This window comes from Burkholderia glumae LMG 2196 = ATCC 33617 (assembly GCF_000960995.1).
Taxonomy (GTDB): Bacteria; Pseudomonadota; Gammaproteobacteria; order Burkholderiales; family Burkholderiaceae; genus Burkholderia; species Burkholderia glumae.
The window spans coordinates 633,498-658,352 of record NZ_CP009435.1 but is presented as its reverse complement, the minus strand read 5'-3'; the positions used below and the strand labels follow the sequence as shown (position 1 = coordinate 658,352).

Here is a 24,855-nt window from a genome sequence, read left to right as displayed (position 1 = left end):
TTCGTGGCGGCCAGTCAGGCCGCCTTTTTTGCGCCCGTGCGCCGTGGATCTCACGGGGCGGTGGCGCAGTGCATGCGGCCGCGCCGCAAGCCGAGGCGCCAAGCGCCCCACCGCGGGCGGCGGGCGGCCGTCCGGCCCGCGAGCCTCAGGCCGCGGCGCGACGGTCCGCGCAATGCCAGCCGGAACGGTTGAGCGCGCTAATGACCGCATCGACGGCGGCCACCGCCGGTTCCTCGTGGATCCCCACCCCGTAGCGCAGCGCGGCGCCGCCGAGCCGCGCGCCGACGAACACGGCGCAGCGGCCGTCCCGGCCGCGCAGCGCCTCGATCGATGCCACTTCGACCGTCGTGCCGGCCGCAGCGGAGAACGCCGCCGCGGCCTGCACGGCGATTGCCTCCACGGTGTCGCTCGCGAGCGTCCCGCCGGCCGCAATTTCCCGCCGCTGCCAGGTCATCGTGCTGCCGACGCGCGCGGCCGGCCCGGTGGTCTCCAGATACTCGCGGCGGAACAGCGCGCAGATCGCCTCGCCCGTCACTTCCTCGCCGGAGCGGTCGGCCACCGCCTGCACCGCACGGCTGAACTCGATCTGCACGCGGCGCGGCGGCGCGAAGCCCATGCCGCGTTCGAGCAGGTAGGTAGCGCCGCCCTTGCCGGACTGGCTGTTGACGCGGATCACCGCTTGGTAGCCGCGGCCGAGATCGGCCGGATCGATCGGCAGATAGGGCACTTCCCAGGGGGCGTCGGCGCGCTGCCGCGCGAGGCCCTTGCGGATCGCGTCCTGATGCGAGCCCGAGAACGCCGTGAAGACGAGATCGCCCGCATACGGATGGCGCGGATGCACCGGCAACTGGTTGCAGCGCTCGACCACGGCGCGTACCGCGTCGATATCCGAGAAGTCGAGGCCCGGATCGATGCCCTGCGTGTAGAGATTGAGCGCGAGCGTGACGAGATCGACGTTGCCGGTGCGCTCGCCGTTGCCGAACAGGCAGCCCTCGACGCGGTCCGCGCCGGCCAGCAGCGCGAGCTCGGTCGCAGCCACCGCGGTGCCGCGATCGTTGTGCGGATGCACCGACAGCACGATGCTGTCGCGATAGCCGAGGTTGCGGTCCATCCACTCGATCTGGTCGGCAAACACGTTCGGTGTCGAGGCCTCGACCGTGGCCGGCAGGTTGACGATCATCTTGTGGTCGCGGGTCGGGCGCCAGGTCTGGGCAACCGCGTCGCAGACTTCGCGCGCGAAGCTCAGCTCGGTCATGCTGAAGGTTTCGGGCGAGTACTGATAGGTCCAGTGCGTGCCCGGGCGCGCCTGCGCCTGCTCCTTGATCATCCGCGTGCCGTCCACCGCCAGCGCCTTCACCTGCTCCTTCGAGAGACCGAACACGATCTGGCGAAACGACGGCGCGATCGCGTTGTAAAGATGGACGATCGCGCGCGGCGCGCCTTCGAGCGCCTCGAAGGTGCGAGCAATCAAGTCCTCGCGCGACTGCACCAGCACCTCGATCGTCACGTCTTCCGGGATCCGCCGCTCGTCGATCAGCTTGCGCACGAAGTCGAAATCGGTCTGCGAGGCCGACGGGAAGCCGACCTCGATCTCCTTGAAGCCGATCGCGACGAGCATCTCGAAGAATTCGAGCTTCTGCTCGATGCGCATCGGCTCGATCAGCGACTGGTTGCCGTCGCGCAGGTCGGTGGACATCCAGATCGGCGCCTGCGTGATCGTGCGGGATGGCCATTTGCGGCCGTTCAGGCGAACGGGTTCGAATGGGCGGTACTTGTCGGCGGGGTTGCGCTGCATGGTGGCCTCGAGGCGATGCGGTCGCGAGCGAAGACGGGGCGGCAGCCGGATGGCGGCTGCCTGCGCACGGGCCGCACGGCTTCGCGGCCGGCATGCGGCGGATCTTCGCGATCGCCCGACGGATGGACGGACGACGGCTGACGACTACGGGTTAAGAAAAACGAGAGGGAACTGCGGGAACGGCTCAGGGGGGACCGTGCCGGAAGCACGGCGCGACGACAGCCTTACGCTAGTCGTAGCGATAGCGACCGCGCTAGGCGGCCGGAGGTAATTCGGAGGGGGTTCGGAATGGAACGCATGGCGACAACTCTAATGCGGCAGGTCACGCGTTGTCAAATGCCGCCACGAGATCGCGTCTCATGCACGCCGTTCGCATCGCCGCAGCCTTGCCGCGCTCGCGCCGCCCGCCGCGTTCAGGCTTCGACGCGCACGATCCGCAGGATCGTCTCGACCTGGCGCGCGAGCGCGTCGGGCACGGGCACGGCGCCGTCGAGCACGGCGCGGGTCCAGGCGGCCGTGGTCGCCGCGTCCTTCGACTCGGGCAGTGCGACGGGCGGCGCATCGGGTGACGAGCGCTCCGGCGCCAGCAGCGTCTCGCAGCGCCCGTCGTGGAGCCAGTCCACCTGCACCTGCCGGCGCGTGTCGGCCACCGCCTCGCCCTCGGTGCCGCGTGCGAGCAGCGCACCGCCGGCGGCCGCCTCCGGATGCTCGACGAACAACTGCGCGAGGCTGTCGCGATAGGGGGGATGCGTGTAGTTCACGAGGCGCAGCCCGAACGGCTCGAACGGCTGCAGCAGCTTCACCAGCGTGTGCGTGGAGTTGCGCACGCCCAGCACGCGGCGCAGCGCCAGCAGGCGCGCGAGCTTCGGCGCGAGCACGTCGAGCGGCGCGAAGGCGACGTGCCGCTCGGCCAGCGCGCGTTCGGCGGCCGCGGGCGAGGCGGCGGCCGGCATGCCGAGCTCGGCGAAGATCTCGGCGCTGGTCACGCGTCCCGGATCGGTCGCGACGCCATGCACGAGCACCGGCACGCCCTCGCGGGCCAGCAGCAGCGCGAGCAGCGGCACCAGGTTCGGCTGCTTGCGCGCGCCGTTGTAGCTCGGGATCGACACCGGCCGCGAGGCGCCGGCCGGCGCGCGCAGCGGTGCGAACGACGCCTGCGCGGCGGCCAGCATGGCAGCCAGTTCGTCGGCCGTCTCGCCCTTGAGCCGGTACGCGATCAATACCGCACCGAGCTCCACGTCCGACACGCGGCCGTCGAGCATCGCCTGATACAGCTGGAAGGTGTCCTCGGGCGATAGCGCGCGGGCGCCGTGCGGGCCGCGGCCGATCTCCTTGATGAAGCGGGCGCAGGAAAAGGGTGCGGTCGGGGCGGAAATGGCGGCGTCGGTCATCGCGGCTTGGCAGCTTGGGCGCGGCACCGGTGCGGCGCCGCGCCTGGGGTAGGGGGCAAGCCCACTGAGTACCGCATTTGCGGCATTCTTGCAAGCGGACCGGCACCGCGCTGCCGCGGCACAATACCGAGCCGCATCACGGACGCCGCATCGGCGGGAGTGCCGGCGATGGAGCTACGGGGTGAGTTGCGCAGCTCGGCGTGATACCGCCCGCGTATCGCGCGCCGAATCCCGACGCACTGGTGCCGAGGTTGGGCGACGACGACGTTGCGCGGCAGCAGTCGCTCGCGGTCATCGAATGTCTCGACGAGACCGCGCCCAAGCCGCCGCCGTTGCCGCGCACCGGCCGGCTCGGGCATGGCGATACGCCCACGCTTGCCGACTGCTGCCCGATCTCGCAGACCTACGACGCGCGGTGCTTCGGCCTGGAGCTGGCGCCGTATCCGACGCTCGTGCGGAACTACGATCCCGCGATGACGCTCGACGCGTTTCACGCGGCGCCGCCGCCGGCCGCATGGCGGGCCCGGCCAGGGCCGGGCCGTGAACGGGGAAAACGGGACGCCGCCGCTTCAGCCGAGCAGCGCGTCGGCGAATTCCTCGGCGTTGAACGGCTGCAAGTCCTCGACCTTCTCGCCGACGCCGATGAAGTAGACGGGTATCGGCCGCTGCCGCGCGATCGCGGCGAGAATGCCGCCCTTCGCGGTGCCGTCGAGCTTGGTGACGATGAGCCCGGTCAGGCCCAGCGCGTCGTCGAATGCCTTCACCTGGGCGAGCGCGTTCTGGCCGGTATTGGCGTCGATCACGAGCAGCACCTCGTGCGGCGCGTCGCTCTGCGCCTTGCCGATCACGCGCTTGACCTTGCGCAGTTCCTCCATCAGGTGCAACTGCGTGGGCAACCGGCCCGCGGTGTCGGCCATCACCACGTCGATCTTGCGCGCGCGCGCGGCGCCGACCGCATCGAATATCACGGCGGCCGGATCGCCGCTTTCCTGCTGCACCACGGTCACGTTGTTGCGCTCGCCCCAGATCGCGAGCTGCTCGCGCGCGGCCGCGCGGAACGTGTCGCCGGCGGCCAGCAGCACCGATTGGTCGAAGCGCTGCAGGTGTTTGGCGAGCTTACCGATGCTGGTGGTCTTGCCGGCTCCGTTGACGCCCGCGATCATCATCACGAGCGGCTGGGCGCGGCCCAGCATCAGCGATTTCTCGAGCGGCGCGAGCAGGTCGACGAGCAGCGCGCGCAGCGCGGCCTTCACCTGCAGCGGATCGCTCAGGCGTTCGGCGCGCACCTTCTCGCGCAGCGCGCCGAGCAGGTATTCGGTCGCGTCGATGCCGGCATCGGACATCAGCAGCGCGGCTTCGAGCTCCTCGTAGAGTTCGTCGTCGATCCTGGTATTGACGAACACGTTGGTGAGGCTCGTGCTCGTCTTCGAGAGCCCGGAGCGTAGTCGTGCGATCCAGGATTTTTTCGCGGCCGGCTCAGGCGCGGGCGGCGGCACGACTTCGACGGCGGGGGCGGCGGGCACGGCCGCAGGGGCGGGGGCGGCCGGCACCGGTGCAGCCGGGCTGGCGGCGGGTTCGGCGTCGTGTGCCGGCGCGGGCGCCGGCCGGCTCGCCGCGGCGGCGGCATGCCCGGCCGCGTCCGGCGCGTGAGCCGCGCTGGCTTGCTCGTCGGCCGCCGGCGCGTCCTGCGACGCGTCGTCGGCCTTCGAGCCGATCAATCGTTTGAAGAAGCTGAACATGGTCTGCTGGCTTGGGGAAGAGGGATCGGCAGCGCGGCGGCCGTGGCCGGCGCCCGAAACGGGGGATTTTATCAGGCGTGCCGCGCGGGCAGCGGCGAAGCGCTGCGCCGGCTGTGGTAACGTGCGCCTGTTTGCGGCCCCGGGCCGCGCCGATCCACCCGTTTCGTCCCGTTTGCCCCGATCCCGTATGCCTCGTTCGTCCTCCCCCCGCCTGTCGGCCGGTGCCAGCCGCGGCAAGCCGCACACGATCCGCATCATCGGCGGCGAGTGGAAGCGCACGCCGCTGCCGGTGCTCGACCTCGACGGGCTGCGCCCGACGCCCGATCGCGTGCGCGAGACGTTGTTCAACTGGCTCGGCCAGGACCTCCACGGCCGGCGCTGTCTCGACCTGTTCGCCGGCACCGGCGCGCTCGGCTTCGAGGCCGCCTCGCGCGGCGCGGCGAGCGTCGTGATGGTGGAGCGCAACGCGCGTGCCGCGCAGCAACTGCGTGTGATTCGCGACAAGCTCTCGGCGCGCGCCGTCGAGGTGGCCGAAGCCGACGCGCTGCGGCTCGCGGCCGGCCTCGCGCCGGCCTCGTTCGACGTGGTGTTCGTCGATCCGCCGTTCGCCGACGCCGAACTGTTCGAGCGCGCGCTCGCGCTGGCCGTCAAGCTCGTGGCACCCGGCGGCCACCTGTACGTGGAAGCCGGCGACGCGCTCGACCCGGCCGCCCACGAGGCGCTCGCGGGCTGGACCGTGACGCGCGAGGGCAAGGCCGGCGCGGTCCGCTATCATTTGCTGCAACGCGAAAATGATGAATAATGCGCGTTCCAAACGAGGCGCCGCGCGCAGCGCGCGACGCGCGCCCATCGTGGGGGCGGCCGTGATCCGTATCGCCGCCGCACCAATCGCATGATCACAGGAGGAGCGACATGGTAGTCGCCGTGTACCCGGGTACGTTCGATCCGCTCACGCGCGGGCACGAGGATCTCGTGCGGCGCGCATCGAGCATTTTTGACACGCTCGTCGTCGGCGTGGCCGACAGCCGGGCGAAGAAGCCATTCTTCTCGCTCGAGGAGCGTCTGAAGATCGCGAACGAGGTGCTCGGCCATTATCCGAACGTGAAGGTGATGGGCTTCACCGGGCTGCTGAAGGATTTCGTGCGCACCAACAATGCGCGCGTGATCGTCCGGGGGCTGCGCGCCGTGTCCGATTTCGAGTACGAATTCCAGATGGCCGGCATGAACCGCTATCTGCTGCCCGACGTCGAAACCATGTTCATGACGCCGTCCGATCAATACCAGTTCATTTCGGGCACGATCGTGCGCGAGATCGCGCAACTGGGTGGCGACGTCAGCAAGTTCGTGTTCCCGTCGGTCGAGAAGTGGCTGACGGAAAAAGTATCCGCGATGGGGCAGGCGCCGGCCGTCTGACGCCGCCCGTCCCGTCGTGCTCTGGTCGTGCGTTGCGCGCCGGCTCACGCCCGGCGCCGCGCCGGCCGGCCCTTTTTCTTACCGTTCCGAACCGTTGCCCGCGCGGCGCGCGCGTCCGGCCTCCCGCCACGGGAGGCCGCCGGTTCAGAACAGGTACAGCCCCGCGACGAACACCACGCCCGAGAACAGCAGCGCCGTCACGCAGTAGCCCATGATGTCGCGCACGCCGAGCCCGGCGATCGCGAGCGCGGGCAGCGCCCAGAACGGCTGGGCCATGTTGGTCCAGGCCTCGCCGTAGGCGATCGCCATCGCGGACTTGCCGAGATCGACGCCGAGCGCCTGCGCGGCCGGCATCACGAACGGCCCTTGCACCACCCAGTGGCCACCGCCCGAGGGCACCGCGAAGTTGATCACGGCCGAACTGAGGAACGTGAGCAGCGCAAACGTATGGACGTTGGCGATGTCGACGAACCAATTCGTGATCACGCCGGCCAGCCCGGAATGATCCATTAGCGCCTGGATGCCGGCATAGAACGGGAACTGGATCATGATCGCGCCGGCGCCGCGCGCGGCTGCGCCGATCGCGCGCGCATAGGCCATCGGCGTGCGGTGCAGCACCAGGCCGGCGGCAAGAAACACCAGGTTGACGGTGTCGATGTCGAGCATGAACCCCCTGGTGCGCGTGCGGATCACGAGAAACACCAGGCACAGCAGCGCGACCAGCAGCGACAGCAGGCGGCTTTCCTCCATGCGCTCGGCCCAGGTTGCGCCGGGCGCGAGCTTGCGCTCGAAGCTGGGCGGATCCTCGAGCAGCTTCGGATCGACCGTCACCACCTCGCCGGGCTTCGGCATCATCAGCCGCGCGAGGAACGGCAGCATCACGATCAGGCCGATCGTGACGAACGCGTTGTAGCCGGTGAACAGCGTCTGCGAGACGGGGATCAGGCCGATCACCTTCTCCATCGGATTGCCCTTGGTCGCGGCGACCAGCGGCACCGAGCCGGACAGGCCGCCGTGCCAGGTCAGGAAACCCATGTAGGCCGAGGCGACGAGCAGGCGGTAGTCGGAGCCGGGCACGCGCCGTGCAACCTCGCGCGCGAGCATCGCGCCGAGCACGAGACCGAAGCCCCAGTTGATCGCGCAGGCCACGCCGGCCACGAAGGCCACCAGCATCACGCCCTGCGCCGGCGTCTTCGGTGAGCTCGCAAGCGCGACCAGCAGGCGCTTGACCGGACCGGAGCTGGCGAGCGCGTGCCCCGTGACCAGGATCAGCGCCATCTGCATCGTGAACGCGAGCAGGTTCCAGAACCCGCCGCCCCACAGCAGCACGAGTTCTCCAGGTGTCTTCGGCGTGAGCGAGAACGCGAGCACGAAGGTGACCACGGTCAGAAAGATCGCGAAGATCAGCGGATCGGGCAGCACTCGATGCACGATCTGGGTGAAAAAGCGGGAAATGCGGGAAATCACGGGTCTCCTCCTGGCTGGTGAGTTCGGTCGTTGTGGTTGATATGATTCGCCGCCCGTTGCCGGGCGGCCGGTGCGAGCCGGATTGCCGGTCGCAAAGCCGGCGCCGCGGCGGGAATGGTAACGAAATACGCGGCGCGGCGTGCTGGCTGGCCGATTTGGCCGCTCGAGCTCGAGGGAAGCGCGGCGCGGGGCGGTGGCGGGAGAGCTCCGCGCGCGGCACGGCCGGGCCGGCGCGGACGATCCCGAAAAGTTATAATGCGTTGTTTTTTCTAGGAAAGCTGGTGCCAGTATGGCTTTGATGATTACCGACGAGTGCATCAATTGCGACGTGTGCGAGCCGGAGTGCCCGAACGGCGCGATCTCGATGGGCCCGGACATCTACGTGATCGATCCCGGCAAATGCACCGAATGCGTCGGTCACTTCGATGAACCGCAGTGCCAGCAGGTCTGTCCCGTCGAATGCATTCCGCGCGACCCGCAGCATGCGGAGACGCACGCTCAACTGATGAGCAAGTATCACGCGCTGGTCGCGGCGGCCGGCGAGGCCGGCACACCGTAACGCCGTCTCGGGCGCCGCCTGCCCGCCGCTCCCGCAGGCTGCGCCGGCGCGAAGCCGCTTCCGTCAGCCGAGCAGGTCGCGCAGTGCGTCCACCAGCAGGTCGCATTCGGCGTCGGTGCCCACCGTGATCCGCAGGTATTGGTCGATGCGCGGCTGCTTGAAGTGCCGCACGAAGATCTCGCGTGCCTTCAGCGCGGCGGCCAGCGCGCCGGCGTCGTGCCCCGGATGGCGCGCGAACACGAAATTCGCCGCCGACGGCACGATCTCGAAGCCGAGCGCCTCGAGCGCTGCGTTGAGCCGGGCGCGGCTCGCGACCACGCGCGCGCAGTTCGACTCGAACCACTCGCGATCCTCGTAGGCGGCGCGCGCGGCCACCTGCGCGAGGCGGTCGAGCGGATACGAATTGAAGCTGTCCTTCACGCGGTTCAGCGCCTCGATCAGCGGCGCCTGGCCGAACGCGAAGCCGACGCGCATGCCGGCCAGCGAACGCGCCTTCGAGGTCGTATGCACGACCAGCAGGTTCGGATGGCGGTCGATCAGCCCGATCGCCGATTCGGCGCCGAAATCGACGTAGGCTTCGTCGACCACCACCACCGCATCCGGATTGCCGGCCACGATCCGCTCGACCTCGGCGAGCGGCAGCGCGCGGCCGGTCGGCGCGTTCGGATTCGGGAACAGCACGCCGCCGTTGCCGCCGAGGTAGTCCTCGACCCTAATCGAGAGATCGTCGGCGAGCGGCACCGCCTCGTACTCCACGCCGTACAGGCGCGCGTAGGTCGGATAGAAGCTATAGGTGACGTCGGGAAAGCGGATCGGCCGCTCGTGTTGCAGCAGCGCCTGGAACGTGTGGGCCAGCACTTCGTCCGAACCGTTGCCGACGAACACCTGTTCCGGCGTGAGGCCGTGATGGGCGGCCACTGTCTCGCGCAGCGCGCGGGCCAGCGGATCGGGATAGCGGCGCAGCGCTTCGCCCGCCGCGCCGAGCTCCCGCGCGATCGCCTCGACGACGCGCGGCGACGGCGGGTACGGGTTCTCGTTCGTGTTCAGCTTCACGGGATTCGCGAGCGCGGGCTGCTCGCCCGGCACATACGGAACGAGCTGCTCGACGATGTTGCTCCAATAACGGCTCACCACGGGCTCCTGACTGAAAACGAGCAGATTAACGCAGGCCGGGCGCGCACGGCGCAAAACTCGCCGCGCCCCGTGCGGGGCGCGCTACGCGCCGTTGCGGTGCAACTGCATCACCGCGCGCTCGGCCTCGCCCTTCACGAAGATCGGCATCACCGCCAGCGCGCGCTCGATCGACGCGTCGATCACGTCCTGTTCCTCGCGGCGCGGCGGCTTCAGCACGAAGTTCGCGACGTCGGGTTTCGCGCCGGCGCGCGAGCCTTCGGGAATCAGGTCGCGCGGATGGCCGATGCCGATCCGCAGCCGCCAGTATTGCTGCGAGGACAGATGCGCGGAGATGTCCTTGAGCCCGTTGTGGCCGCCGCTGCCGCCGCCGAGCTTGAGCTTCACGGCGCCGGGCGGCAGGTCGAGTTCGTCGTGCGCGACGAGGATCTCGTCGGGCAGGATCTTGAAGAACTGCGCGACCGCGACGACCGACTGCCCCGAGCGGTTCATGTAGGTCTGCGGTTCGAGCAGGTGGACTTCCTCGCCGTACAGGCGGGCCTTCGCGTAGTGGCCATGGAAGCGGCGCTCGTCGCGCAGCGTCGCGCCGGCTTCGCGCGCGAGCTGGTCGACGCACCAGAAGCCGGCGTTGTGGCGCGTCGCCGTGTATTCGGCGCCGGGATTGCCGAGTCCGACGATCAGTTTGATCATGATGAAGAGGCCGATTGGACCGGTCGGGCCGCGTGAGCGGCTTGGGCACGACCATGAAAAAACCCGCCGGGCGAGCCGCGGCGGGTTGCTTCGGACCGTCGTCTGGACGGTGCGGGCGCGGCTCGGAAAGCCGTGCTCAGGCAGCGGGCGTTTCGCCTTCGCCGGCAGCGGCGTCGTCCGAGACGGCGCCAGCCGGGATCGTGGCAGTCGCGATCACGGGGTTTTCCGCGTCGATGTGTGCCACCAGCGCGACGCCGTTCGGCAGCGTGATGTCCTTGGCGTGGACCGACTGGCCGGCCTCGAGCTTCGACAGATCGACTTCGAGGAATTCCGGCAGGGCCGAGGGCAGGCACTCGACGTCGAGTTCGGTGATGACGTGCGAGACGACCGCGCTCGACAGCTTCACCGCCGGGCTGACTTCCGCGTTCAGGAAGTGGACCGGCACCTTCGTGTGCAGCTTCTTCGAGGCGTCGACGCGCTGGAAGTCCACGTGCAGCACGAGCTGGCGGAACGGATGGTATTGCACGTCGCGCAGCAGGACGCTTTGCGACTTGCCGGCCACTTCGAGATCGAGGATCGACGAATGGAAGGCTTCCTTCTTCAGGGCGTGCCACAGGGCGTTGTGATCGAGTTCGATCATTTGCGGGGCTGCTTCACCGCCGTACACGATACCCGTGGTCTTGCCGGTGTTACGCAGGCGGCGGCTCGCACCCGTACCTTGCTGAGTACGCTCGAAAGCGACGACTTTCATGACTTTCTCCAATGACTGCCCGCGACCAGGCAGTGTAATGGGGCCTTTCGGCCCTTGATGCGGCCCGGGTTTCGTCCTTCCGGGCCGATGTGCAAAAAGCGAAGCGCGGACGCTTCGCTTTTCACGTACAACCGAATACCTTGGATTCGCGCGCCGGCGTGAGCCGCCACGCGAACCGCTGTGCCGCGATCAGGACTCGGCGAACAGCGACATCACCGAATCGCCGCGGCGGATCCGCGCGAACGTTTCGGCGAGCAGATCGGCGCTCGACAGCGCCCGGATCTTCGCGCAGCCGAGCGACTCGGCCGACAGCGGGATGGTGTCGGTGACGACGAGCTCGTCGAGCTCCGACGCGTCGATGCGCGCGGCCGCGCCGCCCGACAGCACCGGGTGCGTGGCATAGGCGAACACGCGCTTCGCGCCGCGTTCCTTCAGCACTTGCGCGGCCTTGCAGAGCGTGCCGGCCGTATCGACCATGTCGTCCATGATCACGCAGGTGCGGCCTTCGACTTCACCGATGATGTTCATCACCTCGGCGACGTTCGCCTTCGGGCGACGCTTGTCGATGATCGCGAGATCGCAGTTCAGCTGCTTGGCGAGCGCACGCGCGCGCACCACGCCGCCGACGTCCGGCGACACCACCAGCAGATCCTGGTGGTTCTGCTTGCGCAGGTCGCCCAGCAGGATCGGCGTGGCGTAGATGTTGTCGACGGGAATGTCGAAGAAGCCCTGGATCTGGTCGGCATGCAGATCCATCGTGATGATTCGCTCGACGCCGGCGATTTCCAGCATGTTCGCGACGATCTTCGCCGAAATCGCGACGCGCGCCGAACGCGGGCGGCGATCCTGGCGTGCGTAGCCGAAGTAGGGGATGGCAGCGGTGATCCGGCCTGCGGATGCGCGCTTGAGCGCATCGACCATGATCATCAGTTCCATCAGGTTGTCGTTCGCTGGCGCGCAGGTCGATTGCAGGACGAAGATGTCCTTGCCGCGCACGTTTTCCTGGATTTCGACCTGGATTTCACCGTCCGAGAAACGGCTGACCATGGCCTTGCCAAGAGGAATTCCGAGATTGTCGACGACTTTCTGTGCAAGCGCGGGGTTTGCGTTGCCAGTGAAAACCATCAGGCCGTCATGGCTGCTCATCATGAACCTGCTTCGGGCTGGGGGCGGGAATGACAGAAGAAACTTTGGCAGGGGAGGAAGGACTCGAACCCTCGCATGCCGGAATCAAAATCCGGTGCCTTGACCAACTTGGCGACTCCCCTACACTCAACTACGAGCTTCACCGGAAGTGTAGGACATCCGATGCAGCAAAACTTAGAACGCGAAAGCAAAGAGGGGATGAGTACCCAGGCTTCCGGAAACTGCGCTGTTCCAGCCGGCCGGCAGTTTGGCTTGCGCCGCTTCTGCTTCGCTCCTGCTGCTGAACGCTGCAAACACGCTAGCTCCAGAGCCGGTCATCCGCGCGGGGGTCAAATCATACAATGCTTCGACCGCCTTTGCAACTTCCGCGTACTTCTTTGTCACAACCGCCTGCATGTCGTTTTGACCGAAGCTGTCTGGCCAACCCTTGCTGCTTTGCTGTGCAAGAAAGTCCGTAATTGTGATTGGCTTCGAATCTCTTGTCAACGACTTATCCGAAAAAATTTCGGCGGTCGGTACGTGAACCCGAGGCGTCACAACCAGGAACCAGCGAGTCGGCAATTCTACCTGCTCCAATGCTTCTCCGATACCCTCCGCAAACGCATTTTTTCCGAACACGAAGAACGGCACGTCGGCGCCCAGTTTCACCGCCAGCGCCTGCAGTTCGGTGCGCGGCAGGTTCAGCTCCCAGAGGCGGTTCAGCGCGAGCAGCGTGGTGGCCGCGTCCGAACTGCCGCCGCCGAGACCGGCGCCCATCGGCAGCACCTTGTCGATCTCGATGTCGACGCCGAGCGCGGTGCCGGTATGCGCCTGCAGCAGCCGCGCGGCGCGCACCACGAGGTCGCCGTCCTCGGGGACGCCCGCCACTTCGGTGACGCGGCGCACGACGCCGTCGTCGCGTCGCGTGTAATGCAGCGTGTCGCCCCAGTCGAGCAGCTGGAACACGGTCTGCAGCGCGTGATAGCCGTCTGGGCGGCGGCCGGTGATGTGCAGGAACAGGTTGAGCTTCGCGGGGGCGAGGCAGTTGCGCAGCGCGCGGGAGGTATCGGTCATGCTTCGGGACTTCGTGGCGGAAAACGGAGTGCGCGGCTCAGCGATCCAGCACCAGCTTGATGTCGAGCGGAGGTTCGGCGCGCGTGAGATCGAGCCGCCTGACGCCGGTGGCGGGCGCGTCCGCGTAGGCGCGGTAGTCGATGGTCCAGCCGTCCTGGCGGATCTGCTTCGGGTGCGAGGCATCGCCCGTGATGTCGGCCGGCGAGCCCGGCGACGGCCGCGGCAGCATCCAGTAGCGCAGGCCGTCGAGCGGCAGCGAGAAGCCGAGCGTGTCCTGCATCAGCTGCCCGACGTCACCGGCAAAACGCGGCGCGCGGCCCGGCATCTCGAGCGAGGCGCGCTGCGGCGACGAGCGGACTACCGCGAGCGTCTGGCCGAGCGGGCTGCGCAGTTCGAGCGTGATGACGTTGCCGGTTTCCTGCCAGTCGAAGTTGCCGTAGACGTTCTGCTGCTTGCCGAGCCGGTCGTCGTAGCGGACCGAGAAGCGGCCCGTGTAGGCGTGCGCGGCCTGCGTCATGATCGTGTCGGCGCTGGTGGCGCTGGTGGCGCTGAGCGCCGCCGTGCCGGCGGGCGGCTGGGGGCGCGTCGCGCAGCCGGCCAGCAGGGCGCCCGCGGCGAGCACGGCGCAAGCGTGGCGCGCGAGCCGCGCGCCGGTTCGAATCGTGGTGCTCACAGCCCGTTCACCCCGAAGCGCTTGAGCGTGCTGACGAGCGTGTCGTTGTCGGGCTCGAGCTTTTGCGCAGCACGCCAGACTTCGCGGGCCTTGTCCCGCTGGCCGCTCTTCCAGAGCACTTCGCCGAGGTGCGCGCCGATCTCGGCGTTCGGCTGCAGCGCATAGGCCTGCGTCAGGATCTTGGCGGCGGCGGCGTTGTCGCCGAGCCGGTACTTGACCCAGCCGAGGCTGTCCATGATGAACGCATCCTTGGGCGCGAGCGCGCTGGCGCGCTCGATCAGCTTGTTCGCCTCGGGCAGGCGCTCGTTGCGGTCCGCGAGCGAGTAGCCGAGCGCGTTGTAAGCCTGCGGGCTGTCCGGCTGGGCGCTGATCAGCAGGCGCAGCTGCTGCTCCATGGTCGTGTACTGGCCGATCTTCTCGCAGGCCATCGCATAGTCGTAGCGCAGGTCGGGATCGTCGGGGAACTGCTCGACGGCCTGCGCCAGCCGGTCGGCCGCCTCGCGGTAGCGCTTGGCGGCGAACAGCAGCGACGCGTCGGTGCGCGCGATCACGGCCGCGTCGTGCGGATCGGAGACCTGGATGCCGGCCAGCACCTGGCGGGCCTCGTCGGTTTTGCCCTGCTTGGCGAGCAGTTGCGCGCGCGTGACCTGGGCCGGGATGTAATGCGGGCTCGACGCGTCGATCTTGTCGAGCCATTGCGAGGCTTGCGCATCGTCGTTCTGCTCGATCGCGATCTGCGCAAGGTAGACGTAGGCCTGGCCGACATCGGCGCCCTGGCGCTTCTGGGCGAGTTCGATGTACTGCTTCAGGTCGGCCTGCGCGTCGTCGTAATGCTTTTCCTGGATCTTGACGAGCGCGAGCGCCATCAGCGGCGCCGGTTCCTTCGGATCGTTCCTGCGCATCGCCTCGAACTGCTTCTGTGCGTCCTCGAGGCGGTTGTCGGCCAGATAGAGCTGCGCCAGCGCGAGGCGTCCTTCGCGCGACTTCGGATTCTGCTGGACGAACTTCTCGAACGAGGCCACGCCGACCGCGCGCTCGTCGGGACCCATCTGCGAGAGCATCAGGGCCGCCGGCAGGTAGTCGGGCCGCAACTTCAGCGCCTGCTTCAGCGAGGCGACGGCGCCCGCCCGGTCGTCGGTGGCGAGCTGCTGGCGTGCGATGGCCAGCTGCGCCTCGGGGCGATCGAGGTCGTTCTTGAGCAGATCCTGCAGCACCGTCAGGCCCTCGACCCGGTTCGGGCCGCGCGAAATCAGCGCCTGCAGCGCGAGCAGCGCGTCGCCGCGATTCTCGCCGTTGGCGCGCGCGAGCTCGCGCGCGAGCAGCGGCTCGGCTTCGGCCGGCTTGCCGGCCAGCACCAGCAGCGCCGAGTCGACCTGCGAGGCGCGGTTCGAGTCGGGCGCGAACTGGCGCCACAGATTTGCCGCGGCAAGCGCGTCGGCCGGGCTCTGGGCCGCCAGCGCGATCTCGGTGGCCCGCTGCGCCATGCGCGGGTCCTTCGTGTCGCGTGCCAGCGCGAGGTAGGTCTGGTATGCGGGCGCCGGCTGCGAGCGCTGCAGCGCGACCTCGGCCGCGAGCACCTGGTAGACGATCTGCGCCGTCAGCGGCACGTTCGGCAGATCCTTTTTCTCTTCGGGAAAGGCCGGCGAGAACGCGCTTTGCGCCAGCGCGTCGGACGCGCCGGCAGCCGGTGCGTCGGCGGGAGTCTGGGCATGCGCGGCAACCGCGCCGAACGTCCAAGCGGCGACAAGCGCGGCGCCGAGGGCGCGGCGAACCGGAAAGGCGAACGCGCGGCGCGCGCGGGCGGCGGAGCGCTTCGGGGACAGCGTCGAGGGCAAGGTCATGGAAATCCGTTCGAGGTTTCGGTCGATTGTAACGCGCTCGCTACAATACGCGCACCATCGCACCAGCCACACACAGACCACAAAACCATGCCAGAGTTGCCGGAAGTCGAGGTTACCCGCCGCGGAATCGAACCCTTCGTCACCGGACGGCGCGTCAGGCGCGTCGACGTGCGCACCGCCACGCTGCGCTGGCCGGTGCCCGACAACCTCGCCGCCGCGCTCGAGGCGCGCGAGGTGCTGCGTGTCGAGCGGCGCGGCAAGTATCTGCTGTTCGAGGTGGATGCCGGCTGGTTCATCGTCCATCTCGGCATGACCGGTACGCTGCGCGTGCTGCCCGGGGGCGAGCCGCCCGAGGCCAGGAAGCACGACCACATCGACTGGGTGTTCGACGAATGCGTGCTGCGCTTTCGCGATCCGCGCCGGTTCGGCGCCGTGCTCTGGCACGCGCGCGAGTCCGGCGACATCCACCGGCATCCGCTCCTCACGAGCCTCGGCGTCGAGCCGTTCTCGCCGCTCTTCACGCCCGAGCTCCTGTTCCGGCGCACGCGGGGGCGCACCGTTTCGGTGAAGCAGGCGCTGCTGGCGGGCGACATCGTGGTGGGCGTCGGCAATATTTACGCCTCCGAAAGCCTGTTCCGCGCCGGCATCCGGCCGACCACGGCCGCCGGCCGCGTGTCGCTGCCGCGCTACCAGCGGCTCGCCGAGGCGGTGCGCGCGACGCTGGCCGACGCGATCGAGCGCGGCGGCAGCACCTTGCGCGATTTCGTCGGCAGCAACGGCGAAAGCGGCTACTTCCAGCTCGACTGCTTCGTCTACGATCGTGCCGGCGAGCCGTGCCGCGTCTGCGGTACGCCGATCCGCCAGATCGTGCAGGGCCAGCGGTCCACCTATTTCTGTCCGAATTGTCAGCGTTGATATCTTGAAACCTCCCCGTACCCGAGCGGCGCCGGTCGCGCCGCCCACCCCGCTGCACGCGAGCTTCGCGCGCCGCCTGATCGCCTGGCAGCGCGAACACGGCCGTCACGACCTGCCGTGGCAGAACACGCGCGATCCGTACCGGATCTGGCTGTCGGAAATCATGCTGCAGCAGACCCAGGTTTCGACCGTGGTGCCGTATTACCAACGGTTTCTCGCGCGCTTTCCCGAGGTCGCCGCGCTGGCCGCCGCGCCGGCCGACGACGTGATGGCGCTGTGGGCCGGGCTCGGCTATTACACGCGCGCGCGTAACCTGCATCGCTGCGCGCAGGTGGTGGTCGAGCAGCATGGCGGGCGCTTTCCGCAAACGCCCGACGCACTCGCCGAGTTGCCCGGCATCGGACGCTCGACCGCGGCCGCGATCGCCTCGTTCGCGTTCGGTGCGCGCGCGCCGATCCTTGACGGCAACGTCAAGCGCGTGCTCGCGCGCGTGTTCGGCGTGGAGGGGTTTCCGGGCGAGAAGCGCGTCGAGAACGACATGTGGGTGCTGGCCGAAACGCTGTTTCCGCGCGACGAGGACGATGCCGGCATCAGCGCCTACACGCAGGGCCTGATGGATCTCGGCGCGACGCTGTGCGGGCGCGGCAAGCCCGACTGCCAGCGCTGCCCGTTCGCGCCCGACTGCGTGGCCAATGCGACCGGCCGCCAGCGCGAGCTGCCGGCGGCACGGCCGAAGAAGGCGGTGCCGACGCGGCGCACCTGGATGCTGGTGCTGCGCGACGGGGATGCCGTGCTGCTCGAACGGCGCCCGCCCGCCGGCGTCTGGGGCGGTCTCTGGAGCCTGCCCGAGGCGGACGGCGACGCGGCGGCGCTGCAGCGCGTGCGCGCATTCGGCGCCGATTCGGTGATCTCGCTCGCGCCGTTTACGCACACGTTCACGCATTTCCGGCTCGAGATCGAGCCGCGCATCGCCGAGGTCGGCAGGGCATCGGGCGGCCAAGCCGGCGCGGCCGATGCCGACACCGAATGGGTGCCGCTCGCGCGGCTCGACGCGTACGGCGTGCCGGCGCCCGTGCGCAAGCTGCTCGACAGCCTGAGCGGGACGCTGCTCTGACCGATGCTCAGGGGCGGCAGGGGGGCGGCCCGGGCCGCCCCGCCCGTGCGCTCACAGCCAGTCGTGGCGCTTGAGCACCTGATGCACGGCGTCGATCCGCGCGCCGACGCCGGGGAGTTCCATCAGCTTCTGCCGCGTGCGCAGATCGAGCGGCAGCACCTCGGCGAGCCGGTTCGACACCCAGGTCGGATCCTCGAAATGGAACGGCTCGAGAAACGGCAGCTCGCCGGCCTTGACGTTGCGCAGCGCGCCGACGATGCGCTCGAGCACTTCCGCGCAGGCGCCGAACTGCGCGATCGACAGCTCGCCGTCGAGCGGCTCGTCCTCGGGGAGCGGCTCGGCGATGCCGACCAGCAGGCCGTTGGCCTCGACGCGGTGCGAGAGCAGCCGGAAACGCCGCGTGCCGACGGTGCGCAGCAGCAGCATGCCGAACTCGCCGGTATCGCATTCGATGATCTCGGCCATGCAGCCGACCGCCTCCGGCACCGATACCGCGTCGTCCTGGGCGACCTCTGGGCCGCTCTTGAGCAGGCAGACGCCGAACGGCGCATGATCGCGCAGGCACGAACGGACCATGTCGACGTAGCGCTGTTCAAACACCTTCAGCGGCAGCAGGCCGCCGGGGAACAACACCGTGCGCAGCGGGAACAGAGGCAAATCGATGAGCGTGGTCGAAAGCGATGACATGTGGCGCCCCCTTGACGAGGAACGGCTCGCTCAGGTGACGAGCCGCGACGACGCATCGGCATCAACCGGCGCGTCACGATGCCGCACTATCACGTTCGCCTGCCGCGACAGACGCGCGGCGAGCGTCTCCGCAATGAACACCGAGCGATGCTGGCCGCCCGTGCAGCCGATCGCGACCGTCAGATAGCTGCGATTGTCGTCGCGGAAATGCGGCAGCCATTTGACGAGGAAGGCCTCGACGTCGTCGATCATCTGGTGGACGATCGGCAGCGCGTCGAGGAACGCGATGACCGGCTGGTCCAGCCCGGTCAGCGGCCGCAGCTCGCGGTCGTAATACGGATTCGGCAGCGCGCGCATGTCGAACATGAAGTCCGCGTCGAGCGGCACGCCGCGCTTGAAGCCGAACGACTCGAACATCAGCACGAGGTCGTCGTTCTTCTGTTCGATGAAGCGCTTGACCCAGGTGCGCAGCACGTTGGCGCGCAGGTTGCTGGTGTCGATCTCGTGGCCGAAGCCGGCCAGCGGCGCGACCAGCTCGCGTTCGCGCTCGATCGCTTCTTCCAGCGACGACAGCAGCCCGACGTCGGCCTGGTGCGACGGCGAGCCCGACAGCGGGTGGCGGCGGCGGGTTTCGGAGAAGCGCTGGATCAGCGCCTGGGTGCTCGCGTTGAGGAACAGCACGCGCACGTCGTGGTGCTGCGAGAGTTCGCGGATCAGGTCCGGCATGTCGTCGAGCGAGCCGCTCGAGCGCGCGTCGATCGCCACCGCGAGGTGCTGCTGGCCGTCGGCGGCGATGCTGCGCAAGAGTTCCGGCAGCACGCGCGGCGGAAGGTTGTCGACGCAGTAGTAGCCCGCGTCTTCCAGCGCGTTGAGTGCGACGGACTTGCCGGAGCCGGAGATACCGGTGATGAGGACGATGCGCATGGGAGGCGGAAAATCCAGACGTTTCATCATAGCACCGGCTCAGCGCGCCCGTCTGGGCCCGGCATCGGCGCGCGTCAAACCAGCTTGCCGGGGAACTGGCTGTCCGGATCCTGCATGGCCAGGCGCTGCCGGTCCATGAAGTCGCGCAGCGTATCGATGCCGCGCAACTGCAGGATCGTGTTGCGGACCGCGGCCTCGACGAGCACGGCCAAATTGCGGCCGGCCGCCACCTGGATCGTCACCTTGCTGATCGGCAGGCCGAGCACGTCCACGGTCTGGCTTTCCAGCGGCAGGCGCTGGAATTCGCCGTCCGGCCGGCGCACCAGCTGGACGATCAGCTTCAGCTTCATCTTCCGGCGTACCGCGGTTTCCCCGAAGATCGTCTTGATGTCGAGCAGGCCCAGCCCGCGCACCTCGAGCAGGTTCTGCAGCAGCGGCGGGCAGCGCCCCTCGACGAAATCGGGGCCAAGACGCACGAAATCGACCGCGTCGTCGGCCACCAGGCCGTGGCCGCGGCTGATCAGCTCGAGGCCGAGCTCGCTCTTGCCGAGGCCCGAATCACCGGTGAGCAGCACGCCCATGCCGAGGATGTCGAGGAACACGCCGTGCAGCGTGGCGCGCGGCGCGAGGATGCGCGACATGTAGAGGCGCAGGCTGTCGATCACGGCGGCCGCCGACATCGGCGTGGTGAACAGCGGCGTGGACGAGCGCGTGCAGCGCAGCACCAGCTCCGGCGGCGCGGCGGCGCCGCCCGCCACCACCAGGAACGGCGGTTCGAGCGCGATCAGCTCGGCCATGTGGCGCGAGCGGTCCTCGTCGGTCTGGCGCTGGTAATACTCGATTTCGGCCTCGCCGAGCACCTGAATCCGGTTCGGGTGGATCAGGTTCAGGTGGCCGACCAGGTCGGCGCTCGAGGTGGCGTTGCCGACCGTCTCGGAGGAAAAGCCGCGCTCCCAGCCTTCATGCCCCGTCAGCCAGCTGAGCTTCAGCATGGCGGCGTTGTCGTCGAAGATGCTCTGGGCGTTGATGCTGGACGTGTCCATGGTGAATCCGTCACTCCAAATGGCCGGTGCGGGCCGATGCGGCGGGCGGCAACGGCGGTCGCGGCGCCGGTCCGGCTGCGGGCGGGCCGGCCTGCGCCTGCAGGCCGATGCGGGGGCTGCCCGCCCCAATCAGTTCAAGGTTGCCATTGAGTGAGGAGCTGATGCAACTCGTTGCGATCCGGCTCGGTATGCAGGCGCTCGCGGGCCTCGCGGTCGGACAGCAGTTGCGCGATCTCGGAGAGGATCTCGAGGTGCTGCTGCGTCGCCTGCTCGGGAACCAGCAGGAAGATGAGCAGCGAGACGGGCTGGCCGTCCGGCGCCTCGAACGGGATCGGCTCGGCGAGCCGGACGAACCCGGCGAGCGGCTGCTTGAGGCCCTTGATCCGGCCATGCGGAATGGCGACGCCTTCGCCGAGACCCGTCGAGCCGAGACGCTCGCGCGCGAACAGGTTGTCGGTGACGATGCTGCGCGCGATGCCGTTCTGATTTTCGAAGATCAGGCCGGCTTGTTCGAACACGCGCTTCTTGCTGGTGACGGAGAGGTCGATGACGACGTTCTCGAGTGGCAGGATTTTGGCTAGGCGATTCATGTTGACAGGCAAGGGGGCAGCCTGGGGTCTCCTCGCGGCGGTGGACGGATATTCCATGACGGCAAAGATGCGGGGGCGCCGGCCGATGGCGGCTTGTGTGCACGACAAGCCGGCCCCGCCGATGCCCCCCGGTAATAACCCGCACATTATAGTGCACGGACGTTCGCGTGGCGCGCTGCGCGCAAAGCGGTCTTGACGCGATGGTACACCGCGGCCGCAACGAAAAACCGCCCGTCGGAACGGGCGGTTTCGAGGGCGCTCGCGCGCCGGATGTCATTGCGGGGGCAATTCGATCTGATCGATCGCGGGCTGATGCTTGATCGGGTCATGCGCGTGCGTCTGCAGCCGTTCCATGTGCTTGACGACCTGGCGGTCGAGCTTGTCGATCAGCAGATCGATCGCCGCATAGAGGTTGCCGTTGGCGCTTTCGACGAAGATGTCCTTTCCCTTCAGATGCAGATTGATTTCCGCGCGCTGCTGTCTGTCCTTTTCCTTATGGTTGTCGACCGAGAGGATCACAGTGCCATCGATGACTTGGTCGCTATGCCGTAGCACCCGATCCAGCTTGGTGATCACGTATTCGCGAATGGCGGGCGTCACTTCGAGATGGTGTCCACTGATCTTCAGGTTCATAGTGCTTCTCCATGCAGATGACCCCGGCGCGGTGAGAGGCGGCGCTTGCCGGCAGGGCGATCTCCGTGAACGAAGGGGACGGAGCGGGCCTGCGGCGGCACTATGCCTTCGACAGCGCGGCGGCCGGAAAACGCCCGCCGCAAGCAGCGGGCTACAGAGACTTGCGCAGATTCACTGCGGGGATCTTGAGGGCTTCGCGATACTTCGCAACCGTGCGGCGCGCGACCACGAATCCCTGTTCCGCCAGCAGCTCGGCGATTCGGCTGTCCGATAAAGGAGTTTTCGGGTCTTCGGCTCCTATCAGTTGCTTGATGAGGGCGCGGATCGCCGTGGATGAGGCGGCGCCGCCGGTATCCGTCGAGACATGCGACCCGAAGAAGTACTTAAATTCAAGAGTGCCGAACGGGGTCAGCATGTACTTGCCGGTTGTCACACGCGAGACAGTTGACTCGTGTAGGCCCAGCGTATCAGCTATTTCCCTCAAAACCAAGGGGCGCATGGCTATTTCGCCATGTGCAAAAAAGTTCTTCTGGCGCTCGACGATTGCTTGCGCGACGCGCAGGATGGTCTCGAATCGCTGCTGGATGTTCTTGATCAGCCAGCGCGCTTCCTGGAGCTGCTGCTTCAGCGAGCCGGCGCCGGGATCGCCGCGGCTGTTGCGCAGGATGTTGGCGTACAGGTGGTTGATGCGCAGCTTGGGCACGACTTCCGGATTCAGCTCCGCGAGCCAGTTCTGGCCGCTCTTCTTCACCATGATGTCGGGCACCACGTAGTCGGCCTCGGCCTTGCCGTAGGCGGCGCCCGGGAACGGCTCGAGCGAGCGGATCAGCGCATGCGCGTCGCGCAGCTCGTCGTCGCTCGCCTTCAGTTGCTTGCGCAGCCGCGTGAAGTCGCGCGCGGCGAGCAGTTCGAGATGCTGCGAAACGATGTCGAGCGCGAGCGTGCGCGTGGGGGACGGATCGAGTCGCAGCAGCTGCAGGCGCAGGCATTCGGACGCCGAACGCGCGCCGACGCCGGCCGGATCGAAGCTGTGCAGCAGCGCGAGCGCGGCGGCCAGCTCGTCGAGCTCGACCTCGAGCTCCTCGGGCAGGTCGGCGCGGACTTCGTCGAGCGTCGCGCCCAGATAGCCGTCGTCGTCGAGCGACTCGATCAGGAACGTGATCAGCGCGCGGTCGCGCGGGCTTGCCTGGGTGACGCGCAGCTGTGCCGACAGGTGGTCGCGCAGCGAAGTCGAGGTCTCGTGGACCTGCAGCGGCGGGAGATCGTCGTCGTCGGAGGCGCCCGAAGTGCGGCCGTAGTCGTCGAGGTTCCACTGGCTCGCATCGCCGTCGCTGCCGGAGTAGCTGTCGTAGTCGTCGCCGCCCGAGCCGTCGTCGCGCTCGCTGCGCTCGCCGGCCGGCGCGTCGCCGCCGACGGGCGCACCCTGCATCGGCTCGGGCGCCGAGGACGGCGGCGTCTGCGCGATCAGCGAGCCGTCGGCGGCCACGCGCAGCGGGCTCGCGATCCACTCGTCGTCGTTTTCGAGCAGCGGGTTCTGCGCGACGGCCATCGCGACTTCCTGTTGCAGTTCGAGCGTCGACAACTGCAGCAGCCGGATCGACTGCTGCAACTGGGGAGTCAGCGCGAGGTGCTGCGACAGGCGGAGTTGGAGGCTGGCTTTCATGGCAAAAAGGAATCGTTACCTGAAGTTTGCCACGTAGGCGGCGCGTTGCGGAATGCGTGATGCACGAAGGTCGCGGCGCGGCCGAGCACCGTCGCGAGTACGGATCGGACCGGCCGCGGCCTGCGGGCACGCGCCGTCGGCCGGCGGCGCCCCGGTGCCGCGCGGGCACCGGGGCGGCTTACATGCGGAAATGTTCGCCGAGATAGACGCGGCGCACGCTTTCGTTCTCGATGATGTCCTGCGGCGCGCCGGAGGCGAGCACCGAGCCGTCGCTGATGATGTAGGCGTGGTCGCAGATGCCGAGCGTCTCGCGCACGTTGTGGTCGGTGATCAGCACACCGATGTTCCGTTGCTTCAGGAACTTGACGATCTTCTGGATTTCGAGCACGGCGATCGGATCGACGCCGGCGAACGGCTCGTCGAGCAGGATGAAGCTCGGATTGCTCGCGAGCGCGCGGGCGATCTCGACGCGGCGGCGCTCGCCGCCCGACAGCGACAGCGCCGGGTTGTCGCGCAGGTGCGCGATCTGCAGTTCGTCGAGCAGCGCCTCGGCGCGCGTGGCGGTGGCATCCTTCGAGAGCCGCCGGCCGTCGTCGTCGTACTGCAGTTCGAGCACGGCGCGGATGTTTTCCTCGACGGTCAGCTTGCGGAACACCGACGCTTCCTGCGGCAGGTACGACAGGCCGAGCGAGGCGCGCTTGTGGATCGGCAGCCGGCTGATCGGGCTGCCGTTCAGCGAGATGTCGCCGGCGTCGAGCGGCACGAGGCCGACGATCATGTAGAACGAGGTGGTCTTGCCGGCGCCGTTCGGGCCGAGCAGGCCGACCACTTCGCCGCTCTTGACGTCGAGCGACACGTCCTTGACGACGGTGCGCGAGCCGTAGCGCTTTTTCAGATTGCGCACCACGAGCGAACTGGTGGTGCCGGCCGGCTGGCGATTGGGCAGGGCGTTCACGGATTGGTGCCCCCCTGCATGCTGTTCGACGGCGCGAGCGTCGCGCCGGTGCCGTTCAGCGGCGCCGGGCCGCCCGTCTTCGGCGAGAGCATCGCGCGCACGCGGCCGGTCGGGTTGCCCGGCGCGGAGACGTCGCTGCCGCCCTTCGCGGTATAGAAGTCGTGCTGGCCGTCATAGGTGATCACGCTGCCATGCACCGTGTCGGCGACCGTCGACAGACCCTGCAGGCGCCGCACGGTGGCGTCGCGCGTGAGCGTGGTCAGGTCCTGCTTGCCGTCGTAGTCGATGCGCTCGGCGTCGCCGTCGATGTATTCGTCGAGCCCCTCGCGCTTCTGGCGGAACGAGGCGTGCTTCTTGCTGCCGGGCGCCATGGTGGCGGTGGCGTACTGATAGCCCTGCGGGTCCTGGCGCACTTCGACGCGGTCGCCCTTGATCAGGATCGTGCCTTTGGTGATCACGACGTTGCCGGTCGCGACCGTCACCTGCTTCAGGTCGTCATAGGTCAGGTTGTCCGCCTCGACCTGGATCGGCTTGTTCTGGTCCGCCTTTTCCGCGTGCGCCACCGGCGCGACGCCCGGCAGCAGCAGCGCGACGAGCGCCGCGGCAAGCCCGGCGCGGACAGCGCGGCGGGCGCTGCCGTAGGAAAAACAAGGGAACGATTCGTTCATGCAGTCACGCAAGC

At 68.4% G+C, this 24,855-nt stretch carries 24 protein-coding genes and 1 tRNA gene; 5 read left to right on the top strand and 20 right to left on the bottom strand.

Annotated features, from left to right (window positions below):
* Window positions 1-145 precede the first annotated feature (145 nt).
* From leuA to ftsY, 3 genes are all read right to left on the bottom strand, one after another.
* Window positions 146-1,795, bottom strand: coding sequence for a 2-isopropylmalate synthase (gene leuA / locus KS03_RS15505; RefSeq protein WP_015877059.1), 1,650 nt, complete (start codon window positions 1,793-1,795; stop codon window positions 146-148).
* 413 nt (window positions 1,796-2,208) lie between these two features.
* The gene (gene ybiB / locus KS03_RS15500; protein ID WP_015877058.1) at window positions 2,209-3,186 is read right to left on the bottom strand and encodes a DNA-binding protein YbiB; all 978 of its coding nucleotides are present in this window, start codon (window positions 3,184-3,186) and stop codon (window positions 2,209-2,211) included.
* A gap of 569 nt (window positions 3,187-3,755) precedes the next feature.
* Window positions 3,756-4,925 (bottom strand): signal recognition particle-docking protein FtsY, encoded by a 1,170-nt coding sequence (gene ftsY / locus KS03_RS15495; protein ID WP_015877057.1) that lies wholly within the window; start codon window positions 4,923-4,925, stop codon window positions 3,756-3,758.
* A 187-nt stretch (window positions 4,926-5,112) separates the two neighbouring features.
* On the opposite strand from ftsY, the gene rsmD reads away from it, so the two are divergent.
* Window positions 5,113-5,727 carry a 16S rRNA (guanine(966)-N(2))-methyltransferase RsmD gene (gene rsmD / locus KS03_RS15490; RefSeq protein ID WP_035983602.1) on the top strand — a complete coding sequence of 205 codons (615 nt, stop codon included), beginning with the start codon at window positions 5,113-5,115 and terminating at the stop codon, window positions 5,725-5,727.
* A gap of 110 nt (window positions 5,728-5,837) precedes the next feature.
* A complete protein-coding gene (gene coaD, locus KS03_RS15485) occupies window positions 5,838-6,338 on the top strand; it encodes a pantetheine-phosphate adenylyltransferase (protein ID WP_015877055.1) in 501 nt (166 codons plus the stop codon).
* Window positions 6,339-6,482: 144 nt separating this feature from the next.
* Here the strand turns inward: coaD and KS03_RS15480 are convergent, their stop codons facing one another.
* Window positions 6,483-7,805, bottom strand: coding sequence for a TIGR00366 family protein (locus KS03_RS15480; protein ID WP_015877054.1), 1,323 nt, complete (start codon window positions 7,803-7,805; stop codon window positions 6,483-6,485).
* Window positions 7,806-8,094: 289 nt separating this feature from the next.
* On the opposite strand from KS03_RS15480, the gene KS03_RS15475 reads away from it, so the two are divergent.
* Window positions 8,095-8,364 carry a YfhL family 4Fe-4S dicluster ferredoxin gene (locus KS03_RS15475; protein ID WP_015877053.1) on the top strand — a complete coding sequence of 90 codons (270 nt, stop codon included), beginning with the start codon at window positions 8,095-8,097 and terminating at the stop codon, window positions 8,362-8,364.
* 63 nt (window positions 8,365-8,427) lie between these two features.
* Here the strand turns inward: KS03_RS15475 and hisC are convergent, their stop codons facing one another.
* The 8 genes from hisC to KS03_RS15435 form a co-directional block, all read right to left on the bottom strand.
* Window positions 8,428-9,495: a histidinol-phosphate transaminase gene (gene hisC / locus KS03_RS15470; protein ID WP_035983605.1), complete on the bottom strand. Its 1,068-nt coding sequence runs from the start codon at window positions 9,493-9,495 to the stop codon at window positions 8,428-8,430.
* An 84-nt stretch (window positions 9,496-9,579) separates the two neighbouring features.
* Entirely contained in the window at window positions 9,580-10,185 is a 606-nt protein-coding gene (gene pth, locus KS03_RS15465; protein WP_015877051.1) for an aminoacyl-tRNA hydrolase, read from the bottom strand.
* Between the two features lie 136 nt (window positions 10,186-10,321).
* Window positions 10,322-10,936, bottom strand: a complete 615-nt coding sequence (locus KS03_RS15460; RefSeq protein WP_015877050.1) for a 50S ribosomal protein L25/general stress protein Ctc — start codon at window positions 10,934-10,936, stop codon at window positions 10,322-10,324.
* 189 nt (window positions 10,937-11,125) lie between these two features.
* The gene (locus tag KS03_RS15455) at window positions 11,126-12,082 is read right to left on the bottom strand and encodes a ribose-phosphate pyrophosphokinase (RefSeq protein ID WP_026051571.1); all 957 of its coding nucleotides are present in this window, start codon (window positions 12,080-12,082) and stop codon (window positions 11,126-11,128) included.
* Window positions 12,083-12,127: 45 nt separating this feature from the next.
* Window positions 12,128-12,204, bottom strand: a tRNA-Gln gene (locus KS03_RS15450).
* Window positions 12,205-12,256: 52 nt separating this feature from the next.
* Complete coding sequence (gene ispE, locus KS03_RS15445) at window positions 12,257-13,135, bottom strand: 4-(cytidine 5'-diphospho)-2-C-methyl-D-erythritol kinase (protein ID WP_015877048.1); 879 nt, start codon at window positions 13,133-13,135, stop codon at window positions 12,257-12,259.
* A gap of 37 nt (window positions 13,136-13,172) precedes the next feature.
* Window positions 13,173-13,808 (bottom strand): lipoprotein insertase outer membrane protein LolB, encoded by a 636-nt coding sequence (gene lolB, locus KS03_RS15440; protein WP_017432630.1) that lies wholly within the window; start codon window positions 13,806-13,808, stop codon window positions 13,173-13,175.
* Entirely contained in the window at window positions 13,805-15,649 is a 1,845-nt protein-coding gene (locus KS03_RS15435) for a tetratricopeptide repeat protein (protein WP_015877046.1), read from the bottom strand. The genes lolB and KS03_RS15435 overlap by 4 nt, the downstream gene beginning before the upstream one ends.
* Window positions 15,650-15,736: 87 nt before the next feature.
* Here KS03_RS15435 and mutM point away from each other — a divergent pair, with 87 nt between their 5' ends.
* On the top strand, window positions 15,737-16,564 hold the full coding sequence (gene mutM, locus KS03_RS15430; protein WP_015877045.1) for a bifunctional DNA-formamidopyrimidine glycosylase/DNA-(apurinic or apyrimidinic site) lyase: 828 nt from the start codon (window positions 15,737-15,739) through the stop codon (window positions 16,562-16,564).
* A gap of 4 nt (window positions 16,565-16,568) precedes the next feature.
* Window positions 16,569-17,678 (top strand): A/G-specific adenine glycosylase, encoded by a 1,110-nt coding sequence (mutY, locus tag KS03_RS15425; protein WP_015877044.1) that lies wholly within the window; start codon window positions 16,569-16,571, stop codon window positions 17,676-17,678.
* Window positions 17,679-17,729: 51 nt separating this feature from the next.
* Here mutY and KS03_RS15420 read toward each other — a convergent pair whose 3' ends face one another.
* From KS03_RS15420 to lptA, 8 genes are all read right to left on the bottom strand, one after another.
* Window positions 17,730-18,365 carry an LON peptidase substrate-binding domain-containing protein gene (locus KS03_RS15420; protein WP_017432629.1) on the bottom strand — a complete coding sequence of 212 codons (636 nt, stop codon included), beginning with the start codon at window positions 18,363-18,365 and terminating at the stop codon, window positions 17,730-17,732.
* A gap of 30 nt (window positions 18,366-18,395) precedes the next feature.
* Window positions 18,396-19,289 carry an RNase adapter RapZ gene (rapZ, locus tag KS03_RS15415; RefSeq protein WP_015877042.1) on the bottom strand — a complete coding sequence of 298 codons (894 nt, stop codon included), beginning with the start codon at window positions 19,287-19,289 and terminating at the stop codon, window positions 18,396-18,398.
* A 74-nt stretch (window positions 19,290-19,363) separates the two neighbouring features.
* Window positions 19,364-20,332 (bottom strand): HPr(Ser) kinase/phosphatase, encoded by a 969-nt coding sequence (gene hprK, locus KS03_RS15410; RefSeq protein ID WP_015877041.1) that lies wholly within the window; start codon window positions 20,330-20,332, stop codon window positions 19,364-19,366.
* 134 nt (window positions 20,333-20,466) lie between these two features.
* Entirely contained in the window at window positions 20,467-20,979 is a 513-nt protein-coding gene (ptsN, locus tag KS03_RS15405) for a PTS IIA-like nitrogen regulatory protein PtsN (RefSeq protein ID WP_015877040.1), read from the bottom strand.
* 216 nt (window positions 20,980-21,195) lie between these two features.
* Window positions 21,196-21,555, bottom strand: a complete 360-nt coding sequence (gene hpf, locus KS03_RS15400) for a ribosome hibernation-promoting factor, HPF/YfiA family (protein ID WP_015877039.1) — start codon at window positions 21,553-21,555, stop codon at window positions 21,196-21,198.
* Window positions 21,556-21,706: 151 nt separating this feature from the next.
* Window positions 21,707-23,218: an RNA polymerase factor sigma-54 gene (locus KS03_RS15395; protein WP_015877038.1), complete on the bottom strand. Its 1,512-nt coding sequence runs from the start codon at window positions 23,216-23,218 to the stop codon at window positions 21,707-21,709.
* A gap of 178 nt (window positions 23,219-23,396) precedes the next feature.
* Window positions 23,397-24,173, bottom strand: coding sequence for an LPS export ABC transporter ATP-binding protein (gene lptB / locus KS03_RS15390; protein WP_015877037.1), 777 nt, complete (start codon window positions 24,171-24,173; stop codon window positions 23,397-23,399).
* Entirely contained in the window at window positions 24,170-24,841 is a 672-nt protein-coding gene (gene lptA, locus KS03_RS15385; protein ID WP_015877036.1) for a lipopolysaccharide transport periplasmic protein LptA, read from the bottom strand. The genes lptB and lptA overlap by 4 nt, the downstream gene beginning before the upstream one ends.
* Between the last annotated feature and the right edge of the window lie 14 nt (window positions 24,842-24,855).